This is a genomic window from Parabacteroides sp., assembly GCF_977054455.1.
In genome coordinates this window covers 54,085-80,628 of the sequence record NZ_CDRTCT010000007.1, presented here as the reverse complement: position 1 = coordinate 80,628, position 26,544 = coordinate 54,085, and the positions used below count along the sequence as shown (strand labels likewise).

Sequence of the window (26,544 nt, the reverse complement as noted above, 5' to 3'; positions counted from 1 at the left end):
GAAATTGTGTATTGTCAGTTATCGATTGCCACTGTTTTTCCTTCGCTCAACCGGAGTACCTTTTCATGCTCTCCGACAATCCATACAATATCTCCCTCTTCGAAAACGGTTGAAGGAGACGGGTTTTTGATGGAAGAAGCGCCTCGTTCGATGCCGATGACCAGGCAGGCAGACTTGTCACGTATGCCGGATTCCAGGATTGTACGTCCGATCAGGTGCGAACCTTCGGCAATGATGAATTGCTCCATATTGACTTCATGCACTGTCTGCTCCTTATTGGTTTGGGCCTTTTTATATCGTTCGACCAGATATTGGCGGAAATGTTCGAGATCATCATCCGCACCGACTACGACCAATTTGTCAAATGGATAGAGGCGTTCCTCTCCTCCGGGAATATTAATCCGCCGTTCTCCCCGGATAATTGTCACGATGTTGACATTGCACTTCTGGCGGAAGTTGAGTTCCTTCAAGGTCTTTCCCATGCTGGGAGAGTTTTGTTTCACTTCGAAATCAGCTAAGTGGAGGTCGCGTTCCAACAGGTGGTTGGCAAACCGCTGGTTGATCGGAGCTTTCCGTTCGTTTTCCAATTCGCGTGCGGACAGGTTGCTGAAAAAGTGCCGTTCCATCAGGATCGATTGTCTTTTCAGCTGTTTGGATAAAATGACAATAACTATGACGGTTGCAGCAATCGCCAGGACGATACCGACTGCGGCGTTCAGTAAACGGGCGACGGGCAACATGACCAGCCCGATACATAATATAATGCGCAAAATGATCAGTGAAACCAATGGACCCCGATTGTACTTGTTGTCCAGCCATAGTTGCTGGAATTCGGCCGAATGGTTCTTCTTCATCATGATCGCACGCAACATGGGAGCTATTAATAGCAGGATCAAAACGAGTGAGATGCCTGCCCCCCGTATGCCGGGGAGTTCCTTCATTATAAATGGAGCCACGAACTGAAGCCAGATAAAGATCAGGACAAGGGTAACGGCTGTATAGGTGCCGACTATACGAACCAGTGCCTTCAATAACTTATTCCAGGCGCTTTTCTGGCGTATGGTATTGGAACCGGAAGAATAGCGTTCGAGAAATTTCATCCATGACTTCGGTATCACCCGGTCGGCAACCCGGCATGCTGGCTCTGCCATGCGAATCATGTAAGGCGTAAAGAAAGTCGTAACGACCGAGACCGCCACGACGATAGGATAGAGAAAATTGTCGGTTACCCCTAATGTCAGCCCCAGCGATGCGATAATAAAGGCGAATTCGCCTATTTGAGCGAGAGAGAAACCGGATTGTATGGCTATCTTGACCGGCTGACCGGAAAGCAATACCCCGAAGCCGGCAAATAATATTTGTCCGACCATTACGACCAATGTAAGGATCAGGATCGGAATTTTGTATTCCCACAGCAATGCCGGATCGATTAACATCCCGACAGAGACGAAGAATATGGCTCCGAAAAGGTCTTTTACAGGTTTGATGATATGTTCTATATGTTCCGCATCAATGGTTTCAGCCAGGATAGATCCCATGACGAAAGCTCCTAAAGCGGAAGAAAAACCGGCTTTTGTGGCAATGATAACCATCCCCAGACATAGTCCCAGGCTGACGATCAACAAAGTCTCGTCATTCAGGAAAGTCCTGGCTTTTTTCAGAAAAGAGGGGATCAGATAGATGCCTATGACGAAGCAGAACAGCAAAAAGATTCCCAGTTTGACCACGCTGTTGAGCAGTTCCATTCCCTCCACGTGTTTGCTGACTGCCAATGTCGACAGCAAAACCATCAGTAAAACGGCAAACAGGTCTTCGACCACAAGGATCCCGAAGACCACTCCGGCAAATCGCTGGTTGCGAAGTCCCATGTCATCGAACGCTTTGAAAATAATCGTTGTAGACGACATGGAAAGCATTCCTCCGAGGAACAGGCTGTTCATATGTCCCCAACCTAAAGACAATCCGGCTGTATAGCCGAGTGTCATCATGCCTATCACGATGGTAATAGCCCCGATCACAGCTGTCCCGCCGACTTTCATCAGCTTTTTGAAACTAAAGTCGAGCCCTAAAGCGAACAGAAGGAAGATCACGCCTATATCCGCCCAGATACGGATGCTTTCTATATCCGTGACAGTCGGTATTTGTGTGATGGACGGACCGGCCAGGATTCCGGCTACGATATATCCGAGTACGACCGGTTGCTTTAACCTTTTGAAAAGCAAGGTAACCAATCCCGCTGAAATCAGTATGACAGCAAGATCCGATATAAGAGATGGTATTTGAGACATGCTTTCGTTGTTTTTCCGTTGGCAAAGTTATGTATTTATTTTAATTTTGCCGTTCTAAAAAATTGCCAAAATGAAGAAGATACATCCGATAGAAGCGTTGATAGAGCAGGGGGAACACCAACAACTCGATTTTAAGTTCGAAGTGAGCGACAGCAAGAAGATCGCGCGTACGCTGAGTGCTTTCGCCAATACTGACGGCGGACGCCTTTTGATCGGTGTGAAAGATAACGGGAATATCTCCGGTGTCAGAAGCGAAGAAGAATATTATATGATTGAGGCAGCCTCCAGGATGTACACCCGCCCGGAAGTCCCTTTTGAAGCGACACGTTGGGAGGTGAACGGCAAGACGGTTCTGGAGGTCTACATCGCCCCGAGTCCGGATAAACCGCACACTGCTCCCGATAAGGATGATAAGTTTAAAGCCTATATAAGGGTCGCCGATGAAAATATATTGGCAAACGAAGTACTGGTGCTTGCCTGGCAGAAAAAGCATAAACCGGACGGGACTTTATTGAAGATAAGTAAACCCGTAGAACGTTTGTTTGCGTATCTGGATAATCGTCCCCATATCAATATCAGCCAGTTTTGCCGTATCGGGCGGATCAATTATTACACCGCGAAGAATATCCTGAGCGATCTCTTGGCCATGAACGCCCTGCAATATGTCGTGATCGACAAGCATATCTTGTATCGGCGCGTCCCTGCGTAGGGCCGGCCTTTGCGGTCGGCCGTGTGTCAGAGGTTTTCTACATACACCTGCGCATTCTCGAAGCGGACAACCTTGACCTTGCATCCTTTCTCTATAAAGCCGGATTCGGAAACCCCGTCATAATATTCTCCGTCGACCGATACTTTTCCGGAAGGACGCAATACGGTAGCGGCTATTCCCTCTTTCCCGACCAGCGAAGATAAGTCAGGGGAGGATATCGCATCTTTCAAATCCGTATTCAGCGCGACTTTCCGGAACATTCCCCGGTGTCCTATCTTATTGGACAGCCAGATCATCAGGCCGAAGCCGGCCACTAATCCGACCAGGACCGTCAATGTCGCTTCACCGATCTCTTTTCCGCTGACCCCTTCGAAATCGAAATGATCATTATTCAGCAAGCCCATGACCAGACCGCCGATCACCAATACGATACCGCTTATTCCGGCAACCCCGAATCCGGGAATGATAAAGATTTCCACTGCGAGCAATAGAATGCCGATGATGAAGGTCAGAATTTCCCAGTTTGCCGCCAGCCCGTCTATATAGAGCGGTGCAAAGTAGAGGATGGCCGCCAGTAGTGCCGCCGCAGAGGGGAAGCCCAGTCCCGGTGTTTGCATTTCAAAGTAAATCCCTCCGATGATAATAATGATCAGGATAGACTGAAAAATAGGGTTCATCAAAAATCCTTTTAAGTCATCCTGCCAACTGGGGGTATAACTTTTCATTTCGTATTCTTTATATCCTAAATATTGTGTGATTACTTCATCCGCATTTTCCGCTATGCCGTCGCAATACCCCCACTTTTGAGCTTCTTGCGCTGTAAAAGTAAGGACTTTTCCGGTGTCTATCAGGTTCGGAATGACAACCCGTTCGTCTACCATCGCTTCGGCGATCAGCGGATCCCGTTTCCATTTGTATAGAGTGTCGTTTTTCTGTATAATAGTATCCTGTCCGTGCGCCTCGGCCGTCGAACGCATCATGGAGCGCATATAAGACTGGTATTTGTCCGGCATTGCCTCCCCTGTCTGGTTCACGACGGTGGCTGCCCCGATGTTGGCGCCTTTCCGCATATAAATTTTCTTGCATGCGATCGAAATGAGCGCTCCGGCCGAAGCTGCATTGTTGTCGATGAAGACATAGACAGGGATGGGGCTGTATAAAACAGCCGTACGCATCGAGTCGGCCGCATCCACCTGCCCGCCGTATGTGTTCATGTGGATCAGGACGGCATCTGCACCCAAAGCGTTGGCTTCCGCTAAACCGTTGCTAAGATACAGGCGTGTGGTGTTGCTGATCTCTTTTTTTATATCGATTTTATAGACTAACGGGTGAGAAGCATCTGCCGCCGATATGAAAGGGGCTATCTGGACCAATATGACAGCTAAAAAAAGTCCTAATTTTTTCTTCATTTTATACTATTCTCCATCTCTTTTACATGTCATACGAATTTGTAATATACATGTTGTAAATTTTGCATTTTTGTTGTTTCATAACTTGTAAATCCTGCTCATTTACAGGGCTATTTGTTATAAATGTATTAAGTTACGATTTTTAATATTAATAATCATCAAACCGCATTGTAATTAAAATATTATTTCTACATTTGTAATGTCCTTCAATGCTGAAGGATAATACTAAACCGGTATTAAACCTTATAAAAAAGTAAGCAATATGAACGCGTTGCAATTTCAAAAAAAATTATTGAGTATGCAAGAAAATATGATGAATTTTGCATTAATGCTCACTGCTAATCGTGATGACGCCCAGGATTTGATGCAGGATACAACGCTGAAGGTTTTAGACAATCAGGAAAAGTTTGTAGACAATATCAATTTCAAAGGATGGGTCTTGACCGTAATGCGCAATATTTTCATAAATAATTACCATAAAATCGTTCGTACCCAGACCGTCGTCGATCAGGGGGTGGACTTATATAATTTAGATGTTGTGAATGACTCAGGTTTTGATTCCCCGGATGGCGCTTATCAAATTAAAGAAATTACAAAAGCGATAAACAGCCTGAACGATGAGCTAAAAGTTCCGTTCTCCATGTTTTTGAGTGGCTATAAGTACAATGAGATAGCCGAAAGATTATGTGTTCCTTTGGGTACGGTTAAGAGTCGTATCTTCTTCGCCCGTCAGGAATTGCAAAAAGTCTTGAAAGACTTTCATCGAAGTTAAGGTGAAGTTTAAAATAAATATGTAAAAAAATAAACGGGGGCATCCGAGAGGTGCTCCCGTTTATTTTTATTACTTTTGGCGCAAAATTTTAAATGGGAATGAGAAGTTTTGCAAGTGATAACAATTCGGGCGTACATCCTTTGGTAATGGATGCCGTGATAAAGGCGAATGATAACCATGCAGTAGGATATGGCGACGATCCCTGGACCGTAGCGGCTACTGCGAAAATAAAAGAAGTGTTTGGCGAAATGGCATCGCCTTTTTTTGTTTTTAACGGAACAGGGGCGAACTCTGTGGCTTTGCAGGCCGTGACACGTCCGTTCAATAGTATTTTGTGTGCTGAAACAGCTCATATCAATGTGGACGAGTGCGGCGCTCCTGCCCGTATGACCGGCTGCGCGGTCGTGACGATTCCGACTCCGGACGGAAAACTGACACCGGAATTGATCAAACCCCGTCTGCATAATTTCGGCGTCTGCCATCATTCGCAGCCGAAAGCTGTTTATATTTCACAAGTTTCCGAGTTAGGGACGATTTATACGATCGAAGAGGTCAAGGCGATTGCCGACCTGTTGCATTCGTATGATATGTATTTGCATATGGACGGGGCACGCCTGGCGAATGCCTGTGCGTATCTGAATTGTTCGATGCGGGAGGTGACCGTCGATGCCGGGGTGGATATCCTCAGTTTCGGGGGGACCAAGAACGGGATGATGATGGGAGAGGCTGTCGTCTCTTTCCGTCCGGAGATAACCGGGAATTTGCAGTATTTCAGAAAGCAATCTGCTCAATTGGCTTCCAAACTGCGTTATCTTTCCTGCCAGTTTATCCCTTATCTGGAAAATGACCTGTGGTTGGAAAACGCGCGGAAAGCAAACAATAGCGCTTATCGCCTGGCGGAAGCCTTGAAAAAATATCCGCAGATACGGTTTACCCAGAAGATAGAATCCAACCAGCTTTTCTTTACCATCCCCACGGAACCGCTAAAGAAGCTGCAAGAAAAATATTTCTTTTATATGTGGAATGAAGAAGCCAACGAAGCGCGTTTTGTCACTTCATGGGACACGACGGATGAGGATATTGACGATATGATACGGACGTTGGATTTCGTATTTAAAGAAACCCCTTCCTCCTCCTTATTGTAAAAAACGGTTTATTTGGCATTTAGGGAGCCTGATGCAGGAACGGTCCGGTTGCTTGCATTTTGAGGGCAGAACGGTTCTTTTTTCGTTTCTTTGCCGGCTTTCCGCGATGACGACCGTCTTCATGGCCGTGAAAATTGACTTCGCCGCCATGAAGACGGTCGTCATTGCCTATGGTCCCGGCAACTTACGGCAACGAAGACGGTCGTCATGGAAAAGTTCTGCGCACCTCATGGCGGAAAGGCAGGAAAAAACTTTTGACGTAAGCGGATGTAGGCTTGTCCCGGTTTGCAAATATTCGATTCTCCGGGAGTTGGGGATTAGCATATTGTTCTATTGTTTGCGGCCGGACCGACAAAACGAATCCGGTATCGGGATGAGGTGCCGGCCTCGTGAACTCTCTTGCCAGCCGGAATACGCCTTATCCGAACAAAACGTAAGTTTTAAATGAGCTGGAATTTCAGATGAAATAGAAAAATACCACAATTGGGGGTTATTGTCAAATTTAATAATGTGAAGGGGATGGTTTTATATCATATATATGATTTGCGGTCCACTTGTTGCCTCTCGGAACGATCATAAAATAAAATATCGGAGTTGGGATGCCCGACAAGGTTTTATCTTGACGGACTCATCGAAAGTTGTTACATTTGTGCCCTAATCTATAATCCGGCGATAAAATGAAACAGGCGGTTTGGCTGGTGACGGCATTGATGTTGTTGTTGCCACTGGGGAAAGTCTACTCGAAGGAGAGAAGCGAACGCGAGAATAATACGTTGCGTATTATGAGTTATAACATCCGTAACGGGAGAGGAATGGACGATGTGTCCGATTTCCGGCGCACGGCGGAAGTGATTCTTAAAGTTTGTCCCGATGTCGTGGCCGTGCAGGAGATCGACAGCGTGACAGGCCGTAGCGGAGGAAAAGACGTTTTGCGGGAAATAGCCGGACTTACCCTGATGCATCATATGTATGCCCCGGCAATCGATTACGACGGCGGAAAATACGGTATCGGCATGTTGAGCAAGGAGAAGCCTCTCGGCTATCGTTACCTTCCCTTGCCGGGAAGGGAGGAGGCACGTGCGTTGCTTGTCGTGGAATTTGAAAAGTATATTTACTGCTGTACGCATCTTTCGCTGACGGAGGAAGACCGGATGCTTTCCCTGCCCGTCATCAGGCAGGTGGCGGCTTCGGCAAACAAACCTTTCTTTATTGCCGGCGATATGAATGCGCATCCCGATTCGGAGTTTATCCGGCAGTTGCAGAAGGATTTTGTGATCCTGACGGATATGAAAAAGCCGACTTTCCCGGCTGATACCCCCAGAGAAACGATTGATTACATCGCCGCCTATGCAAAAGACACGGCTGCCTTCACCCGTGTCTCATCCCGTGTATGGGACGAGCCGGCCGCTTCCGACCATCGCCCGGTGCTTACGGATATTATCTTCAACCAGCCCGCGGCCAAAATATTCCGTACGGAACCCTATCTGCAAAATCCCGTAGGAAACGGAATTACGGTCATGTGGCAGACCACCGTCCCGGCTTACAGCTATGTGGAATACGGGACCGATAAGGAGCACCTGCAAAAAGCCCGTACGATCGTGGACGGGCAAGTGATCTGCAACGATCTGCAAAATAAAATCAGACTGGAAGGCCTGGAACCGGGAAAAACCTATTATTACCGGGTGTGCTCCCGGGAAATCATGCTTTATCAGGCTTATAAGAAAATATTCGGCGAAACGGCCGTTTCCGATTTCCATACTTTCACCTTGCCTGCTGCGACGGATACCGATTTTACGGCCATTATATTCAACGACCTGCATAAACATTCCGAGACTTTGCAGGCGCTGTATAAGCAGGTGAAGGATTTGAAATATGATTTTGTCGTTTTCAATGGCGACTGCATCGACGATCCGGCCAACCATGACGAGGCGACTCGCTTCCTTGGCGAACTGAACGAAACGGTTGGAGCCGACCGGGTGCCTGTATTCTATATCCGTGGAAACCATGAGATACGCAACGCTTATTCGATCGGCCTGCGCCGTCTTTTCGACTATGTGGGCGATAAGACTTACGGCGCCTTCAACTGGGGGGATACGCGTATCGTCATGCTGGATTGCGGTGAAGACAAACCGGATACGCATTGGGTCTATTACGGGTTGAACGATTTTTCGGATCTGCGTAAGGCGCAGGCCGGTTTCCTTAGGGAAGAACTGGCGTCCAAAGCCTTCAGGAAAGCCTCCAAGCGGGTATTGATCCATCATGTTCCCATCTTTGGGAAAGGAGAGGACTATGATTCGTATAATCCTTGCCGCGACGAGTGGGGGACGATCCTTGAGAAAGCGCCGTTCGCCGTCAGCATCAATGCCCACACTCATCGTTTCGCTTATATCCCCGAAGGTTCTGACGGCAACAATTATCCTGTCGTAGTGGGTGGCGGCTATCGGATGGATGGCGCTACTGTGATGGTTTTGCAGAAGAAGGGGAAGGAGATGACTCTTCGTGTGCTGAATGCGGAAGGGAAAACATTAAAAGAATTGAATTTATAATAGACGGACGTCCTCTTTTTAAGGAAGCCTTGTTCGTCTATTTGCAACATTTGCTGTTTTAAAGAATCGATAATATGGATCAGGAAGTAAAGGAACGGCTGATAAGCCGTGTGAATACAAACCCGTATGTCAATCACTTGGGTATTGACTTTACGGTGGTGGAAGAGGGAAGGGTGGAAGCCCGCATGCCCTTGCATGATGAACAGCGGCAGTATAGCGGCGTTATTCACGGAGGCGTCCTGGCGGCCCTTGCCGACACGATTGCCGGTTTTGCCGCCTACACGATGCTGCCTTTGGACCGCGACGTACTGACCGCCGAGCTTAAAATATCCTTCTTGCGGGCGGCATGGGGAAAGGAATTGATCGCTAAAGGCTATGTCGTGAAGCCGGGAAGCCATCTCCATTTTTGCGAATGCGAGATTTATTGCGATGACAAGCTTGTCAGCAAATCATCGGGTACCTTCTGCGTCGTCCATCCTCAGATATAAAGCCGGTTGCCGGGGAGCCGGCTCTGCATAACAGGTGATCTATCCCTTTTTTATTGGGCGGCAAAGGTGAATAAAAAAAAGAGAACCAATTGCTTGATTCTCTTTTACCGGTTGCGGAGGCAAGACTCGAACTTACGACCTTTGGGTTATGAGCCCAACGAGCTACCACTGCTCCACTCCGCGATATAGTTGCGATCATTCCTGATTGCGAGTGCAAAGGTACAAAAATATTCTTACAATCCAAATATATCTACAAATAGTTTGCGAAATATTCTTGTACCCCGCTTCCCGGGCCTTAAGAAACAGCATTTTGACAGTTTATAAATCTTCTATCGAATCATGATTTTCTGTTTCGTATAACCTCAGTTTATTTCTCAACCGTTGCACCTCCTGTTGCAGGGATTTCACCCGTCCCAGCAGATGATGGATGGCATCGATCCCCTCTACGTTGATGGACAGGTCGTAATACATACGCGTATATCGTTCTACGTCATACAACTGGGAGGCAGGCAGGTAGCTTTCCCCTTCTACCGTATCTATCTCTATCAGGCCGCCTTTTTGCAGCAGGTAAAGAAACGAAGGTTCGATATGGCATATCCGGCAGTATTCACTGACTATGATTAAATCTGTTTGCATAACAATCTCGTTTTTTAATTAAGACTTTGTATTTCGCGGAACAATTCTTTTTGTTTGTCCGTCAGGTTGGTCGGGATGTCGATAGAGTAGGTCACTATCATGTCTCCGAACTTCCCTTCTTCCTTATAAACGGGGAATCCTTTTCCTTTTAACCGCACCTTCGTGTTGTTTTGGGTTCCCGGTTTGATCTTGAGCTTGACTTTGCTGTCCATTGTCTCGACAATCTGTTCCCCGCCGAGGATGGCCGTGTACAGGTTTAAAGGAGCGGTGACGTACAAATCGTCGCCCACCCGTTTGAACCGGCTGTCTTCCGGGATATGGAAGGTGATGTACAGGTCGCCCGCCGGCCCGCCGTTCACGCCCGGTCCGCCCTGGCCTCTCAGTTTGATGGTTTGTCCGTCGGCGATGCCGGCCGGGATGGTGATACGCAGGTTCTTGCCGTTTACGGTGATGATCTGCTTGTGTGTCTTGGCGGCGTCTGCCAAAGAGACCTGCAACTCTGTCGTGTAGTCCTGTCCGCGGAAACCGTGGCTGCTTCTGCCGCCGCGTCCGCCTCTGCCGCCCATGCCTCCGAACATCTGTTCGAAGAAGTCGGAAAATTCGCTGCCGTCGCCGGAGGTGCTCCAGTAGGTTCCTCCGCCTTGTCCGTTCTGGTATTGGCGATATTGTTGTCGCTGGGCTTCGAATTCGTCGGCGTGTTTCCAGTTTTCTCCATACTGGTCATATTTCTTCCGTTTCTCCGGGTCGCTGAGCACCTCGTTGGCTTCGTTTATTTCCTGAAACCTGCGGTGGGCGTCCGGATCATTCGGGTTCAAGTCGGGATGGTATTTCCGCGCAAGCTTCTTGTACGCCTTTTTGACGTCGTCCTGCGAAGCGCTTTTGTCTACTCCCAAAATTTTGTAATAATCTATATAGGCCATATTTATATATGTTATTAAGTCTACTTCTTCTTCTGATTTTAATACATATATAAAATAACAACAAATGTGCCGGAGAGTTCATGCCGGGTTTAAATAGAACTAATAAATTTTAGGGGAAGTGAAAAAGAAAAGCCTCCGGTCCTGATGAACCGAAGGCTTACTGAGTTGCGGAGGCAAGACTCGAACTTACGACCTTTGGGTTATGAGCCCAACGAGCTACCACTGCTCCACTCCGCGATATGGTTGCGATCATTTTGTGATTGCGAGTGCAAAGATACTGCTTCTTTCCGATAAAACAAATTTTTCGACGGTTTTCTTTGTCTTTCGGCTAAAAGAAATATTCGGAATGGCTTTCCGGGAATAAGCTCCGCTCTTTTAGGATAACGATTGGTCCATATCTCTATTATAAAGGTCCGTTTGGATAAAATGTAAGTATGTTTTTGGTAGTTATTATTTTTTCCGGTACTTTTGCGCACAGTTTTAATCAAAATGTGCAATACAAATGCCGATGACAGTTTCTAAAACACGTGAGATGTTGGTGGATGTGGCCAGACAATTGTTTGCCCGCATGGGGGTGGATAATACGACAATGAACGATATTGCACAGGCATCCAAGAAAGGAAGGCGTACGCTTTACACGTACTTTAAAAGCAAGAACGAGATTTATCTGGCAGTCGTCGAATCCGAGTTGGACCAGCTGTACAAGATGCTGCAGGATGTAGCCGCGAAAGACTTGCCTGCAGATGAGAAGTTGATCACATTCCTGTATGCCAGACTGGATGCAATTAAATCGTTGGTTTTTCGTAATGGGACGTTGCGTGCGAACTTCTTTCGCGATATCTGGCGGGTGGAGAAGATCAGGAAGAACTTCGATATCCGCGAGACGGAATTGATACAAGGAATTCTGGAAGCCGGAGTAAAGGAAGGCATCTTCGCGATGCCCGATACCGAGATCACGGCGGTCGTTCTTCATCATGCCCTGAAGGGGTTGGAAGTTCCGTATATACGTGGAATCATGGGGGATAATATCAGCCAGCGGATTAAACGGAGAGATAATGTAATGAATTTGATATTCAATGGTATAAAGATAAAGTAACACAATACTGAGGAATGTTTATTAATGCAACAGGGTTTTATGTACCTGAAGAACGGGTCGATAACCAACATTTTTTAGAGTTAAACGGGCTAACCAGCGAGTGGATTGAACAGCGCACGGGGATTCGTTCCCGGTCTAAGGCAAAAGCCGAGGAAAATATCAATACGATGAGTATGGAAGCTGTCCGTAACGCCCTACCTAAATTGCCGTATGATATTACGGATGTGGATCTGATTATTTCCGCTTCTTACTCTCCGTACGATACGGTGGCGACTGCGGCTCATCTTGCCCAGCATGAATTCAATATCGAAAATGCAAAAGCGCTCTATCTTTCTTCCGCCTGCTCCTCATTCCTGAATGCGCTGGAAGTCGTGGAAGGATATTTTGCCATGGGAAAAGCGACAAAAGCCCTGGTTCTGTCTGCCGACAAGAACTCGGCCTACTATAACGAGACGGACCCGAAAGCCGGCCACCTCTGGGGCGATGCGGCAACGGCCTTCTTCATCTCGAAGGAGCGCGTTTCGGAAAAAGATCCGGAAATCGTTGAAGTATATACACAAGGGCTCGGTTATTTAGGCAAGGCTCCGGGTGCGGTGCATCTTCGTCCGTACGACGGCGGCATCATGATGCCGGAAGGCCGTGACGTGTTTATCCAGGCATGCACCTACATGCCGAAGAACGTGCTCTATCTGCTGGAAAAGAATGGCTATACGCTGGACAACCTGACGTATTTCATCGGCCACCAGGCCAATATGCGCATCATGTCCAACATCGCCAAGCAACTCAACCTGCCGGAAGAGAAGTTCCTGCACAATATTGAAGAATTGGGAAATACCGGTTCGGTAAGCTCTGCGCTGGTGTACGCCCAGAATGATCATAGTTTCAAGAACGGCGACCTGGTTGCCATTACCGTGTTCGGCGGTGGCTATTCTACGGGTGCTTGCTTGATCAAGTGTTGAATTTAAAAAGGAATTGATATGAAATTATTAGAAGGAAAAGTGGCAATCGTTACCGGTGCCGCACGTGGTATTGGCAAGGCGATCGCATTGAAGTTCGCCTCAGAAGGTGCAAACATCGCATTCACGGACTTGGTGATCGACGAAAACGGTCTGGCTACCCAGAAGGAAATCGAAGCATTGGGCGTTCAAGCAAAAGGCTATGCTTCCAACGCCGCCAATTTCGAAGAAACGCACAATGTCGTAGCTGAAATCGTAAAGGATTTCGGTCGTGTGGATATCCTCGTGAACAATGCAGGTATCACGAAAGACGGTCTGATGATGCGTATGAGCGAAGGCCAGTGGGATGCTGTCATCGGCGTCAACCTGAAATCGGCTTTCAACTTCATCCACGCTTGTACTCCGGTGATGATGAAACAGCGTTCGGGCAGCATCATCAATATGGCTTCCGTCGTAGGTGTGCACGGCAATGCCGGCCAGAGCAACTATTCGGCATCCAAGGCCGGTATGATCGGTCTGGCCAAGTCTATCGCGCAGGAATTGGGTTCACGCGGCATCCGCGCCAACGCAATCGCTCCGGGCTTCATCATTACCGATATGACCGCCGGACTGCCGGAAGAAGTAAAGGCCGAATGGGCAAAGAAGATCCCTCTGCGCCGTGGCGGTACGCCTGAAGATGTGGCCAACATCGCTACTTTCCTGGCTTCCGACATGTCTTCTTATGTATCCGGCCAGGTGATCCAGGTGGATGGCGGCATGAACATGTAATATATGGAAGTTATCTACGAAGACAATCATATCATTGCGGTGAACAAGACTTGCCGTGAGATTGTACAAGGAGATAAAACCGGTGATACTCCTCTTTCGGACATGCTGAAGGCATGGCTGAAAGAGAAGTATTGTAAACCCGGAAATGTCTTTGTCGGCGTTACGCATCGTCTGGACCGCCCGGTCAGCGGTGTCGTGTTGTTTGCCAAAACGAGCAAGGCGCTCGCCCGCCTCAACGAGATGTTCCGGGTCGGCGAGGTGAAGAAGACCTATTGGGCGATCGTGAAGAACTGTCCGCCGGCAGAAGAGGGAGAGCTGGTGAACTGGCTGGTCCGCAACGAGAAGCAGAACAAGAGCTATGCTTATGACACGGAACGGCCGAATGCCAAGAAAGCAATCCTGCATTATAAGGTGATTGCCCGCTCGGACAACTATTATCTGTTGGCTATAGACCTGAAAACAGGCCGCCATCATCAAATCCGTTGCCAACTTGCCAAGATGGGATGTCCTATCAAAGGCGACTTGAAATACGGTTTTCCCCGTTCCAATCCGGACGGCGGCATCAGCCTGCATTCCCGCAGTGCCGAATTCATCCATCCCGTATCGAAACAACCGGTCAGCATTGTCGCTCCCGTGCCTGCCGATTCCCTTTGGAAAGCGCTTATGGAGTTGAAAATTGAAAGATGAAAGTTAAGGGGCAAACAACTTTCACCTGTTTGCTTTTGTTGGGCACAAAAGTAGGAAAACTGCCGAATCTGCCGAAACTGCCGGGGCCTCTTTTTAAGAGACATATTTGGATGTTATTCCGGTAATTCTTTGATAGCTATTGTATTATACTTGTTTTTGGCGTTCTTCCGTTCTGTTTTCGGATAAAATAAAAGACGTTTCACGGACTATTTGTCTGTTACTTTTGGCTTGATCCAAAAGTAACCAAAAGATCAAGGCCGAACCTGCCTCGCTACTCCGTTCCCTTCGTTCGCTGTCGCGTCTGAAACTCGCTTCGCTCAAACAGCAGACGCTCCGGGCGCTCACTCCGGTCACTGCGCTTAACGCTCACCAGCTTAGGCCGAAATAGAGCCTGACGGCTCTTTAAGGATTGCCGATTCCGCCTGTTATATAGGTGTCGGTATCGGCCATCCCAAGAGAAAGCGGAGCTTTCTTGGAAAGGCCTAAGCGGACGGGCGTCAAACGGAGGGGAAAGGTGGAGCGTCCGGAGCCTGCGCTGTCTGAGCGAAGCGAGTTTCGCAGGCGACAGCGGAACCTTTGCCCGGAGTAGACCGGACGGTTAAGCCTTGATCTTTTGGTTACTTTTGGATCAAGCCAAAAGTAACGGATAGATGTCCGTGAAAGTACTTTGTTTTATGACCTTGAATTCTGTTATATTCTTTTATTTATACTGTAATATATTTATATACAGATGTTTGTGTGCTATTGCCGCTCTCCCTTTGTAAAATGTCTGTTTTAATTGGAGCCAGGGCGGTTTTGGCAGATTTGGCAGACTTTTGTGTTTTGTGCAGTTGGGAGGCGGAAGATTTTGGGCAGACAGGTAGCCGTTTCCGTTTCGACAGGCATCCGTTTTCGCCTCGACAGGCATCCGTTTCCGCTTTGATGGGCATCCGATTAGAGATGGATGCCTATGCAATTCCTGCATCTCTCTCCTGGGAATATAGGGAAGTTTCGCATAATAGTTTTATCTTTGTATATAGAAAAAACAATAATGGTAAGATTCTTATGAAACCGACTCGTATTATCGAAATTTGTGCCAACTCCGCACAAAGCTGTGTGGAAGCAGAAGCCGGAGGAGCCAAACGTGTGGAACTTTGTGCCGGAATCCCGGAAGGGGGGACGACACCCAGCTACGGGGAGATCCGGACGGCGCAGGCACTCACTTCGTCTATCGATATAAATGTGATTATCCGTCCGCGTGGAGGCGACTTCCTCTATACGCCCGCAGAGATCCGGTCGATGTTGCTGGATATCGAACTGTGCAAGCAGTTGAAGGTGCACGGGGTCGTCTTCGGCTGCCTGACGAAAGACGGGGATATCGACCTCCCTTTGATGCGCCGGCTGATCGAGGCAGCCCAGCCGCTGTCCGTCACCTGCCATCGCGCCTTTGATGTTTGCCGCGATCCTTTTGCCGCTTTGGAGCAGCTGATCGAATTGGGCTGCGACCGCATCCTGACTTCCGGCCAGCAGTCCGATGCCGTGAAAGGGATTCCCCTCATTGCCGAGCTGGTGAAACGTGCGGCAGGACGGATCATCATCATGCCGGGGTGCGGAGTCCGGGAGAGCAACATCGCCCGCATCGAAGCGGAGACCGGGGCGAAGGAGTTCCATACATCCGCCCGCGGCATCGTCTACAGCAGGATGGAATACCGGAACGAGAATGTCCCGATGGGCAGCAGCAGCGTTTCCTCCGAATTCGAGACGGTCGAGACGGACCGCAAGAAGGTGGCCGCCTATCTGTAGTGCCTCTTTTGGACTGTCGCAACTTTTGCGACGGTTGCCATGTTTGCTACTTGGAGTAGAAAATAACGTATTCACAATAAAAAAACAGAAGAACAATGGAAGAATCTAAAAAACTTTACCGTTCGAATAACGGTATGATAGCAGGCGTTTGTGCAGGTATTGCCGATTATTTCGGCTGGGACCCGACATTAGTGCGCATCGGTTATATAGTATTGAGTATCTTTACGGTCTTTTCCGGGGTGATCGCTTACCTGATCCTCTGGATGGTTATACCTAAACAACCTAAATAGTGAAAGGTGAAGCGGAATGAGTCGATGGAGCGGGGTGATTTTGGGCTTGATGGCGCTGGGTTTGTCTTGTACGCAACCGTCGGTGCAGGAAAAATACCAGAAAAGCCGGGACAAGGTGGTCGATGTGCAGGACAAGGTGGTGGAGATCGGGACCGGAGACGTGCTGGTCGGCAATAATAACCTGCTGTATGTGCTGGGCGATTATTTAATAGTCGTCGAGTATAACTGGACGGCGGTCGATAAGATCGTGCACCTGTTCGACCGGTTTACGTATAAGCCTGTTTTGAGTGCGGTAAACAAAGGGCAGGGGCCGGGAGAGATAGCCAATCCCGGAGTGTTGATTATGAATGAACGGAAGGGGTGTTTCTACTTCCCGGATAATGCCCGGATGAAGTTGTACACCTATGTCTTGGATAGCCTGCTGTCCGATCCTGATTATATGCCTACGGTCAAATGTACCTTCCCGGAAGACCGCGTGCCGAGCGATGTCGTCTATGTTTCCGACACGCTTTGCATCGGTGGGACGGTCGTCCCGATCGGGACAAATGACTTCAAGACGGCTGTCGGATGTTGGAATATGCAGACGGGGAAGGTCCGTCTGATGCCCTACGAACATCCGGAGATTAAAAAGAAACGAGCGGATTGCATCGTCTCGAAGGAGCATGGCATCTATGTGGATGTCTATTCGCGGGACGACCTGCTGACGATCTGTGACTTGGATGGAAATCTGAAATACAATGTTTATGGCCCGGAATGGCGGCATGGCGAGTGGAACGATGTCTATCGGCATATCGACGGCGTATTTTGCGGTGACAAGATCGTGACGGCTTATTCCGGGAAACATCGTCAGGAGAAAGACGGATTTACGGCTTCTCTGTTGCTGGTATTCGATTTGGAAGGCAATTATCTGAAGACGCTCGATGTCGGTCGTCCGGTGGTCAGGCTCTGCTATGACGACCGCAATAAACGTTTGCTGTTGAGCATGAACGACGAGATGCAGTTTGGTTATCTCCCGTTGGATGAGTTGCTCCGGTAAAGCGGACGGTTTGCGAAGGACCGGATTTGCCTGAATACATAACTGTATAACTTATAAAGTAAAGAATGAACTTTGAACTATCTTCCCCATTCAGTCCGACGGGCGACCAGCCGGAAGCGATTGCGGCCCTGTCCGACGGTATAAAGAGTGGTGTGCCTTTCCAGACCTTGTTGGGGGTGACAGGGTCCGGAAAGACTTTCACTATCGCCAATGTGATCAAGGAGGTGCGGAAACCGACCTTGATCCTTAGCCATAACAAAACCCTCGCTGCCCAGCTATACAGCGAGTTCAAGGCCTTTTTCCCGAACAATGCCGTCGAGTATTTCGTCTCTTATTACGATTACTACCAGCCGGAGGCGTATCTTCCGACGACGGACACCTATATAGAAAAGGATTTGCAGATCAACGACGAGATCGATAAACTTCGTCTGCGTGCAACGGCTTCGCTGTTGTCGGGGCGGAAGGACGTCATCGTCGTTTCGTCTGTCTCCTGCCTGTATGGCATGGCGGACCCGACTGCCTTTGCCGAGAAGGTGGTGCATCTGGAGAAGGGGATGCGGATAGACCGGGATAGATTGTTGCGCCGCTTCGTGGATGCTCTTTATGTCAATAATAAGATAGAGTTCAACAGGGGGTGCTTTCGTGTGAACGGCGATACGGTCGATATCTTTCCGGCTATCGAAACTTTTGACGGGGCCGCCTACCGTATCGAGTTCTGGGACGACGAGGTGGACCGTATCTCTTCGTTCGACCCGCAGACCGGGCAGGAGATAGACGAGCAGGATGAACTGAACATCTATCCGACCAACCTCTTCGTGACTACCCAGGAACGTATCAATACCGCTATCGGGCAGATCGATGTCGACCTGGGGACGCAGGTGAATTTCCTGCGGGAGATCGGCAAGCCTTACGAGGCGAAACGTCTGTACGAGCGTGTCACGTTCGACTTGGAGATGATACGCGAGCTGGGGCATTGCTCCGGTATCGAGAACTATTCCCGCTATTTCGACGGTCGCCAGGCGGGTGAACGGCCTTTCTGTCTGCTCGATTATTTCCCGAAAGACTTTCTGTTGGTGGTCGACGAGAGCCACGTGACGATCCCGCAGATACGGGCGATGTACGGAGGCGATTATTCCCGCAAGAAGAACCTGGTGGAATATGGGTTCCGCCTGCCGGCAGCGATGGATAACCGCCCGTTGACGTTCGACGAGTTCGAGTCGCTGACCCCGCTGGCGATTTACGTGAGTGCGACGCCTGCCGACTACGAGCTGGAGAAGAGCGAAGGGATCGTGGTGGACCAGGTGATCCGTCCGACAGGCTTGCTCGACCCGGTTATCGAGGTGCGTCCGACGCTGAACCAGATCGACGACCTGATGGAGGAGATCACGCAACGTGCCGCTGTGGACGAGCGGGTCTTGGTGACGACCTTGACGAAGCGTATGGCGGAGGAACTGACTGCTTACCTGACGCGCATGGGAATCCGTTGCAACTATATCCATAGCGATGTCGATACGTTGGAACGCATCCAGATCATGGATGATTTGCGGAAAGGATTGTTCGACGTGCTGATCGGCGTCAACCTGCTGCGTGAAGGGCTTGACTTGCCGGAAGTCTCTTTGGTCGCTATCTTGGATGCCGACAAGGAAGGGTTCCTGCGCTCGCATCGTTCGCTGACGCAGACAGCCGGACGGGCCGCCCGAAACGTGAACGGGAAGGTGATCTTCTATGCCGACAAGATAACGGACAGTATGCGCCTGACGATGGACGAAACGGCCCGCAGGCGTGAGAAACAGCTTGCCTATAACGAGAAACATGGCATTACGCCTAAGCAGGTCATCAAAAACAGCGTTTCTCTGGTAGCGGAGAAACAACAGCCGGTTACCGGCGAACCGTATGCTTACGTGGAACCGGAACCCAGCCTGGTTGCAGACCCGGTAGTTCAGTATATGAACCGTAAACAGCTTGAGAAAGCGATCGAACGGACGAAGAAGCAGATGATGGAGGCGGCCAAGAAGCTGGACTTTATCGAAGCCGCGCAGTTCCGTGACGAACTGGTGAAGTTAGAAGATTTGTTAGTGACAAAGAATGATTAAAATCAGATCAGGAGATGAAACGGGAACTATTTTATTTGTTCTTTTTAGCCTTTCTATCCCTGTCCGGAAAGGCGCAGGGGGATAAGGATGTTTACGGACGCTATTGTGCGGCAATGAAGGAGAAAGCGGCTTTGCCGGCTGGTGACCTGATGGTGGAGACCGCCCGTTTCTTCCTGGGAACTCCTTATGTGGCCGGGACATTGGAGGAGGTGCCCGAAAGACTGGTCATTAACCTGCATGGCCTGGATTGCATGACTTTGGTGGAGAATACGGTCGCTTTGTCCTGGTCTGTCAAGCATCGTCCCGCCTATGACGGGTATGCTTCTGCCTTGAAAGATATGCGTTACCGGAATCCCGGCAACGTGACGCCCGATTATACGGACCGCCTCCATTATACGACCGACTGGATATATGAGAACGAAAAGAGAGGGTATCTGAAGGATGTCACGAAAGAGATCGGGGGGCAGCCGCTTACGCTCGACCTCTCCTTCATGTCCACGCACCCCGATAGCTATCGGCAGTTGAAAGGCAATCCGGAGCGGATCGCGGTAATGGCGGCGAAGGAACAGGAGATTAACGCCCGCCCGCACTTTTATATTCCGCAGGATGAAATCGATGCGCATGCCGGCCAAATCAGGAATGGCGATATCGTCTGTTTTGTCACGACCGTGAGAGGGCTGGATATCTCCCACGTGGGCATTATCTGCCGGGAAGGGGATAAACTTACTTTTATCCATGCCTCGACCTCTCGGAAACGGGTGGTCGTGAACGAAGAACCCTTGCAGGAGTATGTGCAGGGCGTCAAGCGCAACTGCGGTATCATGATTGTCCGCCCGCAGTTCTGAACTTACTGGAAGAGTTCGAACGCGAACTTGAATCCGATCCCGTCATATTTCCATTTGTCGAACCCGACGAAGGCGGCGACGTTGAAGATATGGTTACCGAAACCGTATCCGATCTCCGTGTAACTGGGTTTGACCGGCATCCATAACTGGCTGAGGTAAAAACGTTCGGAGATGATGTACTTGGTGGCTTCCGGCTTGAATAGCTGGAAGAGCATGAACGGGCTTTCGTACATGACATGTGCCTGGACATACTTGTCGGATGCGTTGAACCATACGCTCCTTAGCTGGTGGAAGACACCTCCGAAATCGTCTCCTCCCCATGATTCGGGGAAGTTGTGCCGTGTGAAATACCGGTAGTCGGCGAAGTAGGTCGACTTCTGGGCCGTATAGAGTCCTCCGCTGACATGGTAGTTGAACCGGCGGGACAGCCCCAGGTAGATGCTCTGGTGGATATCGGCTTCCATGCGTCCGTAATTGCCGCTGCTGTTCCATACGCCCGGTATGGCTCGCCCGAACTCGATGGAGACGGTCGGGTAGTAGGAGTAGAGGTATTCTTTACGATAGCCGTCCATCCAGTAGTATTGCCTGGGCGTGTAGGAAAAACCGATCGTGGGAATGAAATCGTGATAGTTCTCGTTGATGATCTCCGTCACGTCGTCTCCCGGATCTCTTGCGCTTTTCCGGGTGGGGATGCGGCGGTGGTAGGAGATGCCGGTGGTCATCTGGAAACCGTTGAACAGTTCGATCTGGTTCTTAAGCTCTATATAATAGTGCTTGAAGTATTCGAGGTCCAGGTTCTCGAAATTGAAAGTGGAGTCTTTCAACTGTTCGTTGATTTCGTTCATGATCTTGGAGGAATATCCCTGGTTGGTGTTTCCAAGGCTGAGGCTCAGGGCGCCCCGTTTCTCCGGAAGATATTCCCAGTCTCCCCCGAACTTGAAGAACAGCTCTTTTCGTTTGAACACGAAACCGATTTCAGGCCGGAAACGCAGTTGGCGGTCCTTCTTGAATGTCTTGCTGAAACGGAGCTGTTGCCTGTAGGTGATGCCGTTCCGTCCGGAATAGCCCAACTGGAAGGGGTTGAGGATGCCGGAGTATTTCAGACGGGTCGTTTTATAATCGAGATTGATGGTGTTGGTCAGGCGCTCTGTTATTTTCAGGTATTTCTGGATGTTGCTCGTGTCGTTGGCCTGAGTCGTCTTGACAATTGTCTTTTCGTACTTGGCCTCTTCTTCCTGAGTCAGCGGGACGTCCCGTTTGTTTTTCCAGTAGCTGTTGTCGTTGATGATCGGGATCGTATCGGACGATAGCCGGTAATATCCGGTCAGGTCGAGGGAACGGTATTTTTTGCTCTCATAGTCTTCTTCCACCCATTCGACTGCTTCGTATTTGAATGAGGTGTGGTAATAACTGGCAATGGCATTTCCCAATACGTGATACCGGAGGAAGAGGTCTGCCTTTTGCGGCAGGATGAAATGGCGGTAATCCCGTCCGAATGTCATGACCAGATTGAATTCGGCGAAGGAGAAACGCCCGTTTACGTCGATCTTGTCGATGTGCCAGTCTTTGTCGGTGATGTACAGGTCCCCGCAAATGAGCTTCTGGCTCCATAGCTTGGGCATGAAACGGATCTTGTATATTTTCAGGTTCTCGTTTATTTCGATGCTTTCCAGGTTGAAATTGTAGTATTTGAATGCTTCGTTGGCTACCGGCATGATGATCCCTTCGTTGTAGATGGTCGGCGAATAGACGTTCAGGTTCAGGAACGTCAAGACTTCCTGCTGTTTTGTGCCGTTGGGGATGCTGTTCCCGTTTATCGCTTCGAAGCTGTGCAGGTAGTTGTTGGGGGCGTTGAACTTGGAGTGGCTGACCATCTCGAAGATCATGTCCTTGTTCTTCCTGTCTACCGGGAAAAGGTGATGGGCGAAACGCATCAGGAGGTTTTGTTTGAGGATCTCGGTCTTGCCTTTGATATAGATTTCGGCCTCGTAGCGGGAAACGACTGTTTTGTATTTGTCGGCTTGCTCGATCACCATCTTCATAATGGAATCCCCTTGCTGTGAGGACACCGTTTTGGGAGACCGGCCCAGCAATAATAGATTTCCATAACTACCGTCGGGGTTAGCTAAGACATTTACTGCGGTAAAAAGCAGAGTGATTATATAAAAATACTTTTTCAACAAATTATCGTCTCTTTCTTTACAAACGTAACGAATAAAATCGAATTTTTATTCATTTATCGTATTAAACTTATTCAGCTTTTAAAAGAAAAGTAGTACATTTGTGCTTCACAAGTATGTTATATAGCAGTCGTGGTTAAACAACAAAAAGAAGAGGTCGATCTATCGGCCAGTTTGGCAGAAGTCTGGAGAGTCCTGACCGAAAAGGAGCGGGATGTTCTCCGTAATAATTCGACGATCCAGCATTTCAAACGTAATGAGTTGATCTATTGCGAGGGCGACGAACCGAGAGATATGATGTGCTTATTAAAGGGCAAGGTGAAAATCTTTAAAGAAGGTGTCGGCGGACGAAGCCAGATCATCCGGATGATTAAACCGGTGCAGTACTTTGGCTACCGGGCAAACTTTGCTCAGGAAAACTACCTGACGAATGCTTCTGCTTTTGAGGCTTCGACGGTATGCATGATCCCTATGACCATCGTTACGGATCTTTTGATGGGGAATGCGAACCTTGCCATGTTCTTTATCCGCCAACTTTCTCTCGATTTAGGAATCGCTGACGAGCGTACGGTCAACCTTACCCAGAAACATATCCGGGGACGTTTGGCGGAATCTTTGTTGTTCCTGAAAGACAGTTACGGTTTGGAGGAAGATGGGGCGACGTTGAGTATTTATCTTTCTCGCGAAGATTTGGCTAATCTTTCGAATATGACGACTTCGAATGCAATTCGTACCTTGTCCACATTTGTCGCCGAGCGTATTATCGCAATCGACGGTCGGAAGATCAAGCTGATAGACGAGGACAAACTCAAAAAGATAAGTAAAATGGGATAACTGATTTCATTTCCCGATCGCTTTCCGTATCCGCACCAACTTCTCCAACAGTCCTTCCAGCAAGTCGAGTTGCAACATGTTCGCACCGTCGGATTTGGCTTGGGAGGGCTCCGGATGGGTTTCGATGAATAGTCCGTCAGCTCCGACGGCAATGGCTGCTTTGGCTATCGTTTCGATCAGGGCAGGGAGTCCGCCTGTCACGCCTGATGTCTGGTTGGGCTGTTGCAGGGAGTGGGTGACGTCCATGACAACGGGATAGCCGAACTGCTGCATTTGAGGGATTCCGCGGTAGTCGACAACCAGATCCGTATATCCGAATGTAGTGCCTCTTTCCGTAATCATGACGTTGCCGTTCCCGGCGTCGGCTACTTTTTGTACGGCAAATTGCATGGCTCCGGGCGAAAGGAACTGTCCTTTTTTGATATTGACGATCTTGCCTGTCTTGGCGGCAGCGACCAACAGGTCTGTCTGCCGGCAGAGGAAAGCCGGGATTTGCAGGATATCCACATATTCGGCAGCCATTGCTGCTTCAGCCGTTTCGTGAATGTCGGTCACGGTCGGGATGCCGAACGTTTCGCCTACCTTGCGGAGAATCTTCAGCGCTTTCTCATCGCCTATGCCTGTGAAGGAATCCAGTCGCGAGCGGTTGGCTTTCCGGTACGATCCTTTGAATACATACGGGATATCCAGCTTATTCGTGATGCCGACTACTTTCTCTGCAATACGCAATGCCATATCTTCTCCTTCTATCACGCAGGGCCCTGCCAGCAGAAAGAAATTATCCTTATTCTTTAAATCATTCACTGTTATCATAATAATGTATATAAATTGTTTTGCTTCAAAATCTGGCAGATATGAAACTGAATGTCCCACTCAAGAACCAGGTTCAAATTTTCTTATATTTCAATAACTCCAATGTCTTCTCTATCTTTTCTTCTGTCGGCAATGTCGCGTCTATCCAATGAATGGTGCTTCCCCGACGCTCCATGCCGCGGAACCAGGTCATTTGCCGTTTGGCAAACTGGTGGATAGCGATCTCCAACTGGGAAACCATATCTTCGTATGACAGTTCGCCTATTATATATAATGTAAGATATTTGTATTCCAGCCCGTAGTAGATCAGGTCTTCCGGCTTGACTCCGGAGGCAATGATCCCTTTTACTTCGTCGATCATCCCTTCGTCCAGACGGGCATGCAGGCGGCGGGAAATCTTTTCGCGCCGTAGTTCCCGGTCTATGTCGATGCCGATGATCAGGCTGTCGACCGGATCATATTCATTGGCATCCGGCGCTTCGTTCTTATAATACTCTTCTATTTCGATGGCCCGGATGGCCCGTTGGGCGGTATCCACATCTGTCTTGTTGTGAAGGACCTTGTAGCCGGCAAGTATCTGTTCCAGTTCCGGGAGCGACTTCTCTTTCAACGACTCGCGCAACTCCGGGTTCTGGGGGACATCCAAGAGCTTATATCCTTTCAGTACGGCTTCTATGTACATACCTGTACCGCCACACAGAATCGGCAGTTTCCCTTTTTCCCGGATTGCTTCATAAGCCCGGAAGAAATCATGCTGGTATTCGAATACGTTATATTTATATCCCGGATCGCAGATGTCGATCAGGTGGTAAGGAATCGCTTTCCCGTTTACCGTATAGTCGGCCAGGTCCTTTCCGGTCCCGATATCCATCGAACGGTAGATCTGTCTGGAGTCGGCGCTGATGATCTCCGTGTCCAGCCGGGCGGCGAGTGCTGCGGCAAACGTAGTTTTGCCGGATGCTGTCGGCCCTAAAACAGTGATAAGTTGATAAGCATCCATAAGTGATACAAAGATATACAAAAAAAGCCGCAACCCGAAGGATGCGGCTTTCAAACTATATAATCTTATGTGTGATTAGCAGTTTACAGATGCCATGTGAGCGATCAGGTCAAGAACCTTGTTAGAATAACCGATTTCGTTATCATACCAAGAAACAACCTTTACGAATGTATCTGTCAAAGCGATACCAGCCTTAGCATCGAAGATAGAAGTACGAGTGTCACCCAAGAAGTCGGAAGAAACGACTGCATCTTCAGTGTAACCCAGTACGCCTTTCAGTTCGCCTTCAGAAGCTTCCTTCATTGCAGCGCAGATTTCAGCGTAAGTAGCCGGTTTAGCCAAGTTGACTGTCAAGTCAACAACAGAAACGTCCAGAGTCGGAACACGCATAGACATACCCGTCAGTTTGCCGTTCAGTTCAGGAATAACTTTACCTACAGCCTTGGCAGCACCTGTGGAAGAAGGGATGATGTTGCCGGAAGCGGCACGGCCACCTCTCCAGTCCTTCATAGACGGACCGTCAACAGTCTTCTGAGTCGCAGTTGTAGAGTGAACGGTTGTCATCAAACCGTCTGTGATACCCCATTTGTCATTCAAAACCTTAGCGATAGGAGCCAAACAGTTTGTAGTACAAGAAGCGTTAGAAACGAACTGAGTACCTTTAACATATGATTTTTCGTTTACACCGCAAACGAACATAGGAGTTGCATCCTTGGAAGGAGCAGACATAACTACATATTTAGCGCCGGCTTCGATATGAGCCTGAGCCTTTTCCTGAGTCAGGAACAAACCAGTAGATTCTACTACGTATTCAGCGCCTACTGCATCCCACTTCAAATCAGCCGGATTGCGTTCTGCTGTTACGCGGATTTCTTTACCGTTTACGATCAGCTTGCTGTTTTCAACGTCAGCTTCGATAGTTCCGTCGAACTGACCGTGCATTGTGTCGTATTTCAGCATGTATGCCAAGTAATCAACCGGGCAAAGGTCGTTAATACCTACGATCTGAATGTCGCTTCTCTTCTGAGCAGCACGGAAAACGAAACGTCCGATACGGCCGAAACCGTTAATACCTACTTTAATCATTGTAATAAAACTTTTATGGGTTTATTAAAAATATTACTTATCTCCACTTTTACTTAACAGTTGCAAGGAATATGCATTCGTCGCACCTTGTTTTTAACGACTGCAAAGTTAGTCATTTTTTTTATTGTACAGGATTTGGAACGAGAAAAATATGTCCTCTAACAT

General features: G+C 48.8%; 23 protein-coding genes and 2 tRNA genes. 15 read left to right on the top strand and 10 right to left on the bottom strand.

The annotated features are described in order from the left end of the window. Positions 1-14 precede the first annotated feature (14 nt). Positions 15-2,288: a cation:proton antiporter domain-containing protein gene (locus ACW6QF_RS04885; protein WP_456087010.1), complete on the bottom strand. Its 2,274-nt coding sequence runs from the start codon at positions 2,286-2,288 to the stop codon at positions 15-17. A 70-nt stretch (positions 2,289-2,358) separates the two neighbouring features. Here ACW6QF_RS04885 and ACW6QF_RS04880 point away from each other — a divergent pair, with 70 nt between their 5' ends. Then, positions 2,359-2,997, top strand: a complete 639-nt coding sequence (locus ACW6QF_RS04880) for an AlbA family DNA-binding domain-containing protein (protein WP_298546958.1) — start codon at positions 2,359-2,361, stop codon at positions 2,995-2,997. A gap of 26 nt (positions 2,998-3,023) precedes the next feature. Here the strand turns inward: ACW6QF_RS04880 and ACW6QF_RS04875 are convergent, their stop codons facing one another. Next, the gene (locus ACW6QF_RS04875) at positions 3,024-4,406 is read right to left on the bottom strand and encodes an NfeD family protein (RefSeq protein WP_298546956.1); all 1,383 of its coding nucleotides are present in this window, start codon (positions 4,404-4,406) and stop codon (positions 3,024-3,026) included. A gap of 262 nt (positions 4,407-4,668) precedes the next feature. Here ACW6QF_RS04875 and ACW6QF_RS04870 point away from each other — a divergent pair, with 262 nt between their 5' ends. The 4 genes from ACW6QF_RS04870 (at position 4,669) to ACW6QF_RS04855 (ending at position 9,357) form a co-directional block, all read left to right on the top strand. Further along, positions 4,669-5,178, top strand: a complete 510-nt coding sequence (locus ACW6QF_RS04870) for an RNA polymerase sigma factor (RefSeq protein WP_298546954.1) — start codon at positions 4,669-4,671, stop codon at positions 5,176-5,178. 98 nt (positions 5,179-5,276) lie between these two features. Next, a complete protein-coding gene (locus ACW6QF_RS04865) occupies positions 5,277-6,323 on the top strand; it encodes a threonine aldolase family protein (RefSeq protein WP_298546952.1) in 1,047 nt (348 codons plus the stop codon). Positions 6,324-7,000: 677 nt separating this feature from the next. Further along, on the top strand, positions 7,001-8,869 hold the full coding sequence (locus ACW6QF_RS04860) for an endonuclease/exonuclease/phosphatase family protein (protein WP_456087009.1): 1,869 nt from the start codon (positions 7,001-7,003) through the stop codon (positions 8,867-8,869). A gap of 74 nt (positions 8,870-8,943) precedes the next feature. After that, entirely contained in the window at positions 8,944-9,357 is a 414-nt protein-coding gene (locus ACW6QF_RS04855) for a PaaI family thioesterase (RefSeq protein WP_008150565.1), read from the top strand. Positions 9,358-9,468: 111 nt separating this feature from the next. On the opposite strand, the gene ACW6QF_RS04850 is transcribed toward ACW6QF_RS04855, so the two are convergent. The 4 genes from ACW6QF_RS04850 to ACW6QF_RS04835 form a co-directional block, all read right to left on the bottom strand. After that, positions 9,469-9,540, bottom strand: a tRNA-Met gene (locus tag ACW6QF_RS04850). A gap of 135 nt (positions 9,541-9,675) precedes the next feature. Beyond that, a complete protein-coding gene (locus ACW6QF_RS04845; RefSeq protein ID WP_298546946.1) occupies positions 9,676-9,993 on the bottom strand; it encodes a chaperone modulator CbpM in 318 nt (105 codons plus the stop codon). 14 nt (positions 9,994-10,007) lie between these two features. Continuing rightward, entirely contained in the window at positions 10,008-10,913 is a 906-nt protein-coding gene (locus ACW6QF_RS04840; RefSeq protein WP_298546944.1) for a J domain-containing protein, read from the bottom strand. A gap of 165 nt (positions 10,914-11,078) precedes the next feature. After that, a tRNA-Met gene (locus ACW6QF_RS04835) sits at positions 11,079-11,150 on the bottom strand. A 271-nt stretch (positions 11,151-11,421) separates the two neighbouring features. On the opposite strand from ACW6QF_RS04835, the gene ACW6QF_RS04830 reads away from it, so the two are divergent. From ACW6QF_RS04830 to ACW6QF_RS04790, 9 genes are all read left to right on the top strand, one after another. Continuing rightward, on the top strand, positions 11,422-12,009 hold the full coding sequence (locus ACW6QF_RS04830) for a TetR/AcrR family transcriptional regulator (protein WP_308573220.1): 588 nt from the start codon (positions 11,422-11,424) through the stop codon (positions 12,007-12,009). 14 nt (positions 12,010-12,023) lie between these two features. Continuing rightward, a complete protein-coding gene (locus ACW6QF_RS04825; RefSeq protein ID WP_456087008.1) occupies positions 12,024-12,968 on the top strand; it encodes a 3-oxoacyl-ACP synthase III family protein in 945 nt (314 codons plus the stop codon). Between the two features lie 18 nt (positions 12,969-12,986). After that, positions 12,987-13,733 carry a 3-oxoacyl-[acyl-carrier-protein] reductase gene (gene fabG, locus ACW6QF_RS04820; protein WP_298546937.1) on the top strand — a complete coding sequence of 249 codons (747 nt, stop codon included), beginning with the start codon at positions 12,987-12,989 and terminating at the stop codon, positions 13,731-13,733. Positions 13,734-13,736: 3 nt separating this feature from the next. After that, positions 13,737-14,420 carry an RluA family pseudouridine synthase gene (locus ACW6QF_RS04815; RefSeq protein ID WP_456087007.1) on the top strand — a complete coding sequence of 228 codons (684 nt, stop codon included), beginning with the start codon at positions 13,737-13,739 and terminating at the stop codon, positions 14,418-14,420. Between the two features lie 1,044 nt (positions 14,421-15,464). Next, positions 15,465-16,202, top strand: coding sequence for a copper homeostasis protein CutC (locus tag ACW6QF_RS04810; RefSeq protein ID WP_456087046.1), 738 nt, complete (start codon positions 15,465-15,467; stop codon positions 16,200-16,202). A 95-nt stretch (positions 16,203-16,297) separates the two neighbouring features. Next, positions 16,298-16,492, top strand: coding sequence for a PspC domain-containing protein (locus tag ACW6QF_RS04805; RefSeq protein ID WP_298546928.1), 195 nt, complete (start codon positions 16,298-16,300; stop codon positions 16,490-16,492). A 16-nt stretch (positions 16,493-16,508) separates the two neighbouring features. Next, complete coding sequence (locus tag ACW6QF_RS04800) at positions 16,509-17,528, top strand: hypothetical protein (RefSeq protein WP_456087006.1); 1,020 nt, start codon at positions 16,509-16,511, stop codon at positions 17,526-17,528. A gap of 65 nt (positions 17,529-17,593) precedes the next feature. Further along, positions 17,594-19,621 carry an excinuclease ABC subunit UvrB gene (gene uvrB, locus ACW6QF_RS04795; RefSeq protein WP_456087005.1) on the top strand — a complete coding sequence of 676 codons (2,028 nt, stop codon included), beginning with the start codon at positions 17,594-17,596 and terminating at the stop codon, positions 19,619-19,621. 14 nt (positions 19,622-19,635) lie between these two features. After that, positions 19,636-20,466, top strand: a complete 831-nt coding sequence (locus tag ACW6QF_RS04790; RefSeq protein WP_456087004.1) for an N-acetylmuramoyl-L-alanine amidase-like domain-containing protein — start codon at positions 19,636-19,638, stop codon at positions 20,464-20,466. A gap of 2 nt (positions 20,467-20,468) precedes the next feature. On the opposite strand, the gene ACW6QF_RS04785 is transcribed toward ACW6QF_RS04790, so the two are convergent. Continuing rightward, positions 20,469-22,649 (bottom strand): DUF5686 family protein, encoded by a 2,181-nt coding sequence (locus ACW6QF_RS04785; protein WP_456087003.1) that lies wholly within the window; start codon positions 22,647-22,649, stop codon positions 20,469-20,471. Between the two features lie 129 nt (positions 22,650-22,778). Between ACW6QF_RS04785 and ACW6QF_RS04780 the strand changes: the two genes are divergently transcribed. Further along, positions 22,779-23,480 carry a Crp/Fnr family transcriptional regulator gene (locus tag ACW6QF_RS04780; RefSeq protein WP_298546918.1) on the top strand — a complete coding sequence of 234 codons (702 nt, stop codon included), beginning with the start codon at positions 22,779-22,781 and terminating at the stop codon, positions 23,478-23,480. A 6-nt stretch (positions 23,481-23,486) separates the two neighbouring features. On the opposite strand, the gene kdsA is transcribed toward ACW6QF_RS04780, so the two are convergent. The 3 genes from kdsA to gap form a co-directional block, all read right to left on the bottom strand. Then, positions 23,487-24,293, bottom strand: a complete 807-nt coding sequence (kdsA, locus tag ACW6QF_RS04775) for a 3-deoxy-8-phosphooctulonate synthase (protein WP_456087002.1) — start codon at positions 24,291-24,293, stop codon at positions 23,487-23,489. 73 nt (positions 24,294-24,366) lie between these two features. After that, positions 24,367-25,293: a tRNA (adenosine(37)-N6)-dimethylallyltransferase MiaA gene (gene miaA, locus ACW6QF_RS04770; RefSeq protein WP_298546914.1), complete on the bottom strand. Its 927-nt coding sequence runs from the start codon at positions 25,291-25,293 to the stop codon at positions 24,367-24,369. A 75-nt stretch (positions 25,294-25,368) separates the two neighbouring features. Beyond that, positions 25,369-26,379, bottom strand: a complete 1,011-nt coding sequence (gene gap / locus ACW6QF_RS04765; protein WP_005641086.1) for a type I glyceraldehyde-3-phosphate dehydrogenase — start codon at positions 26,377-26,379, stop codon at positions 25,369-25,371. Positions 26,380-26,544 lie beyond the last annotated feature (165 nt).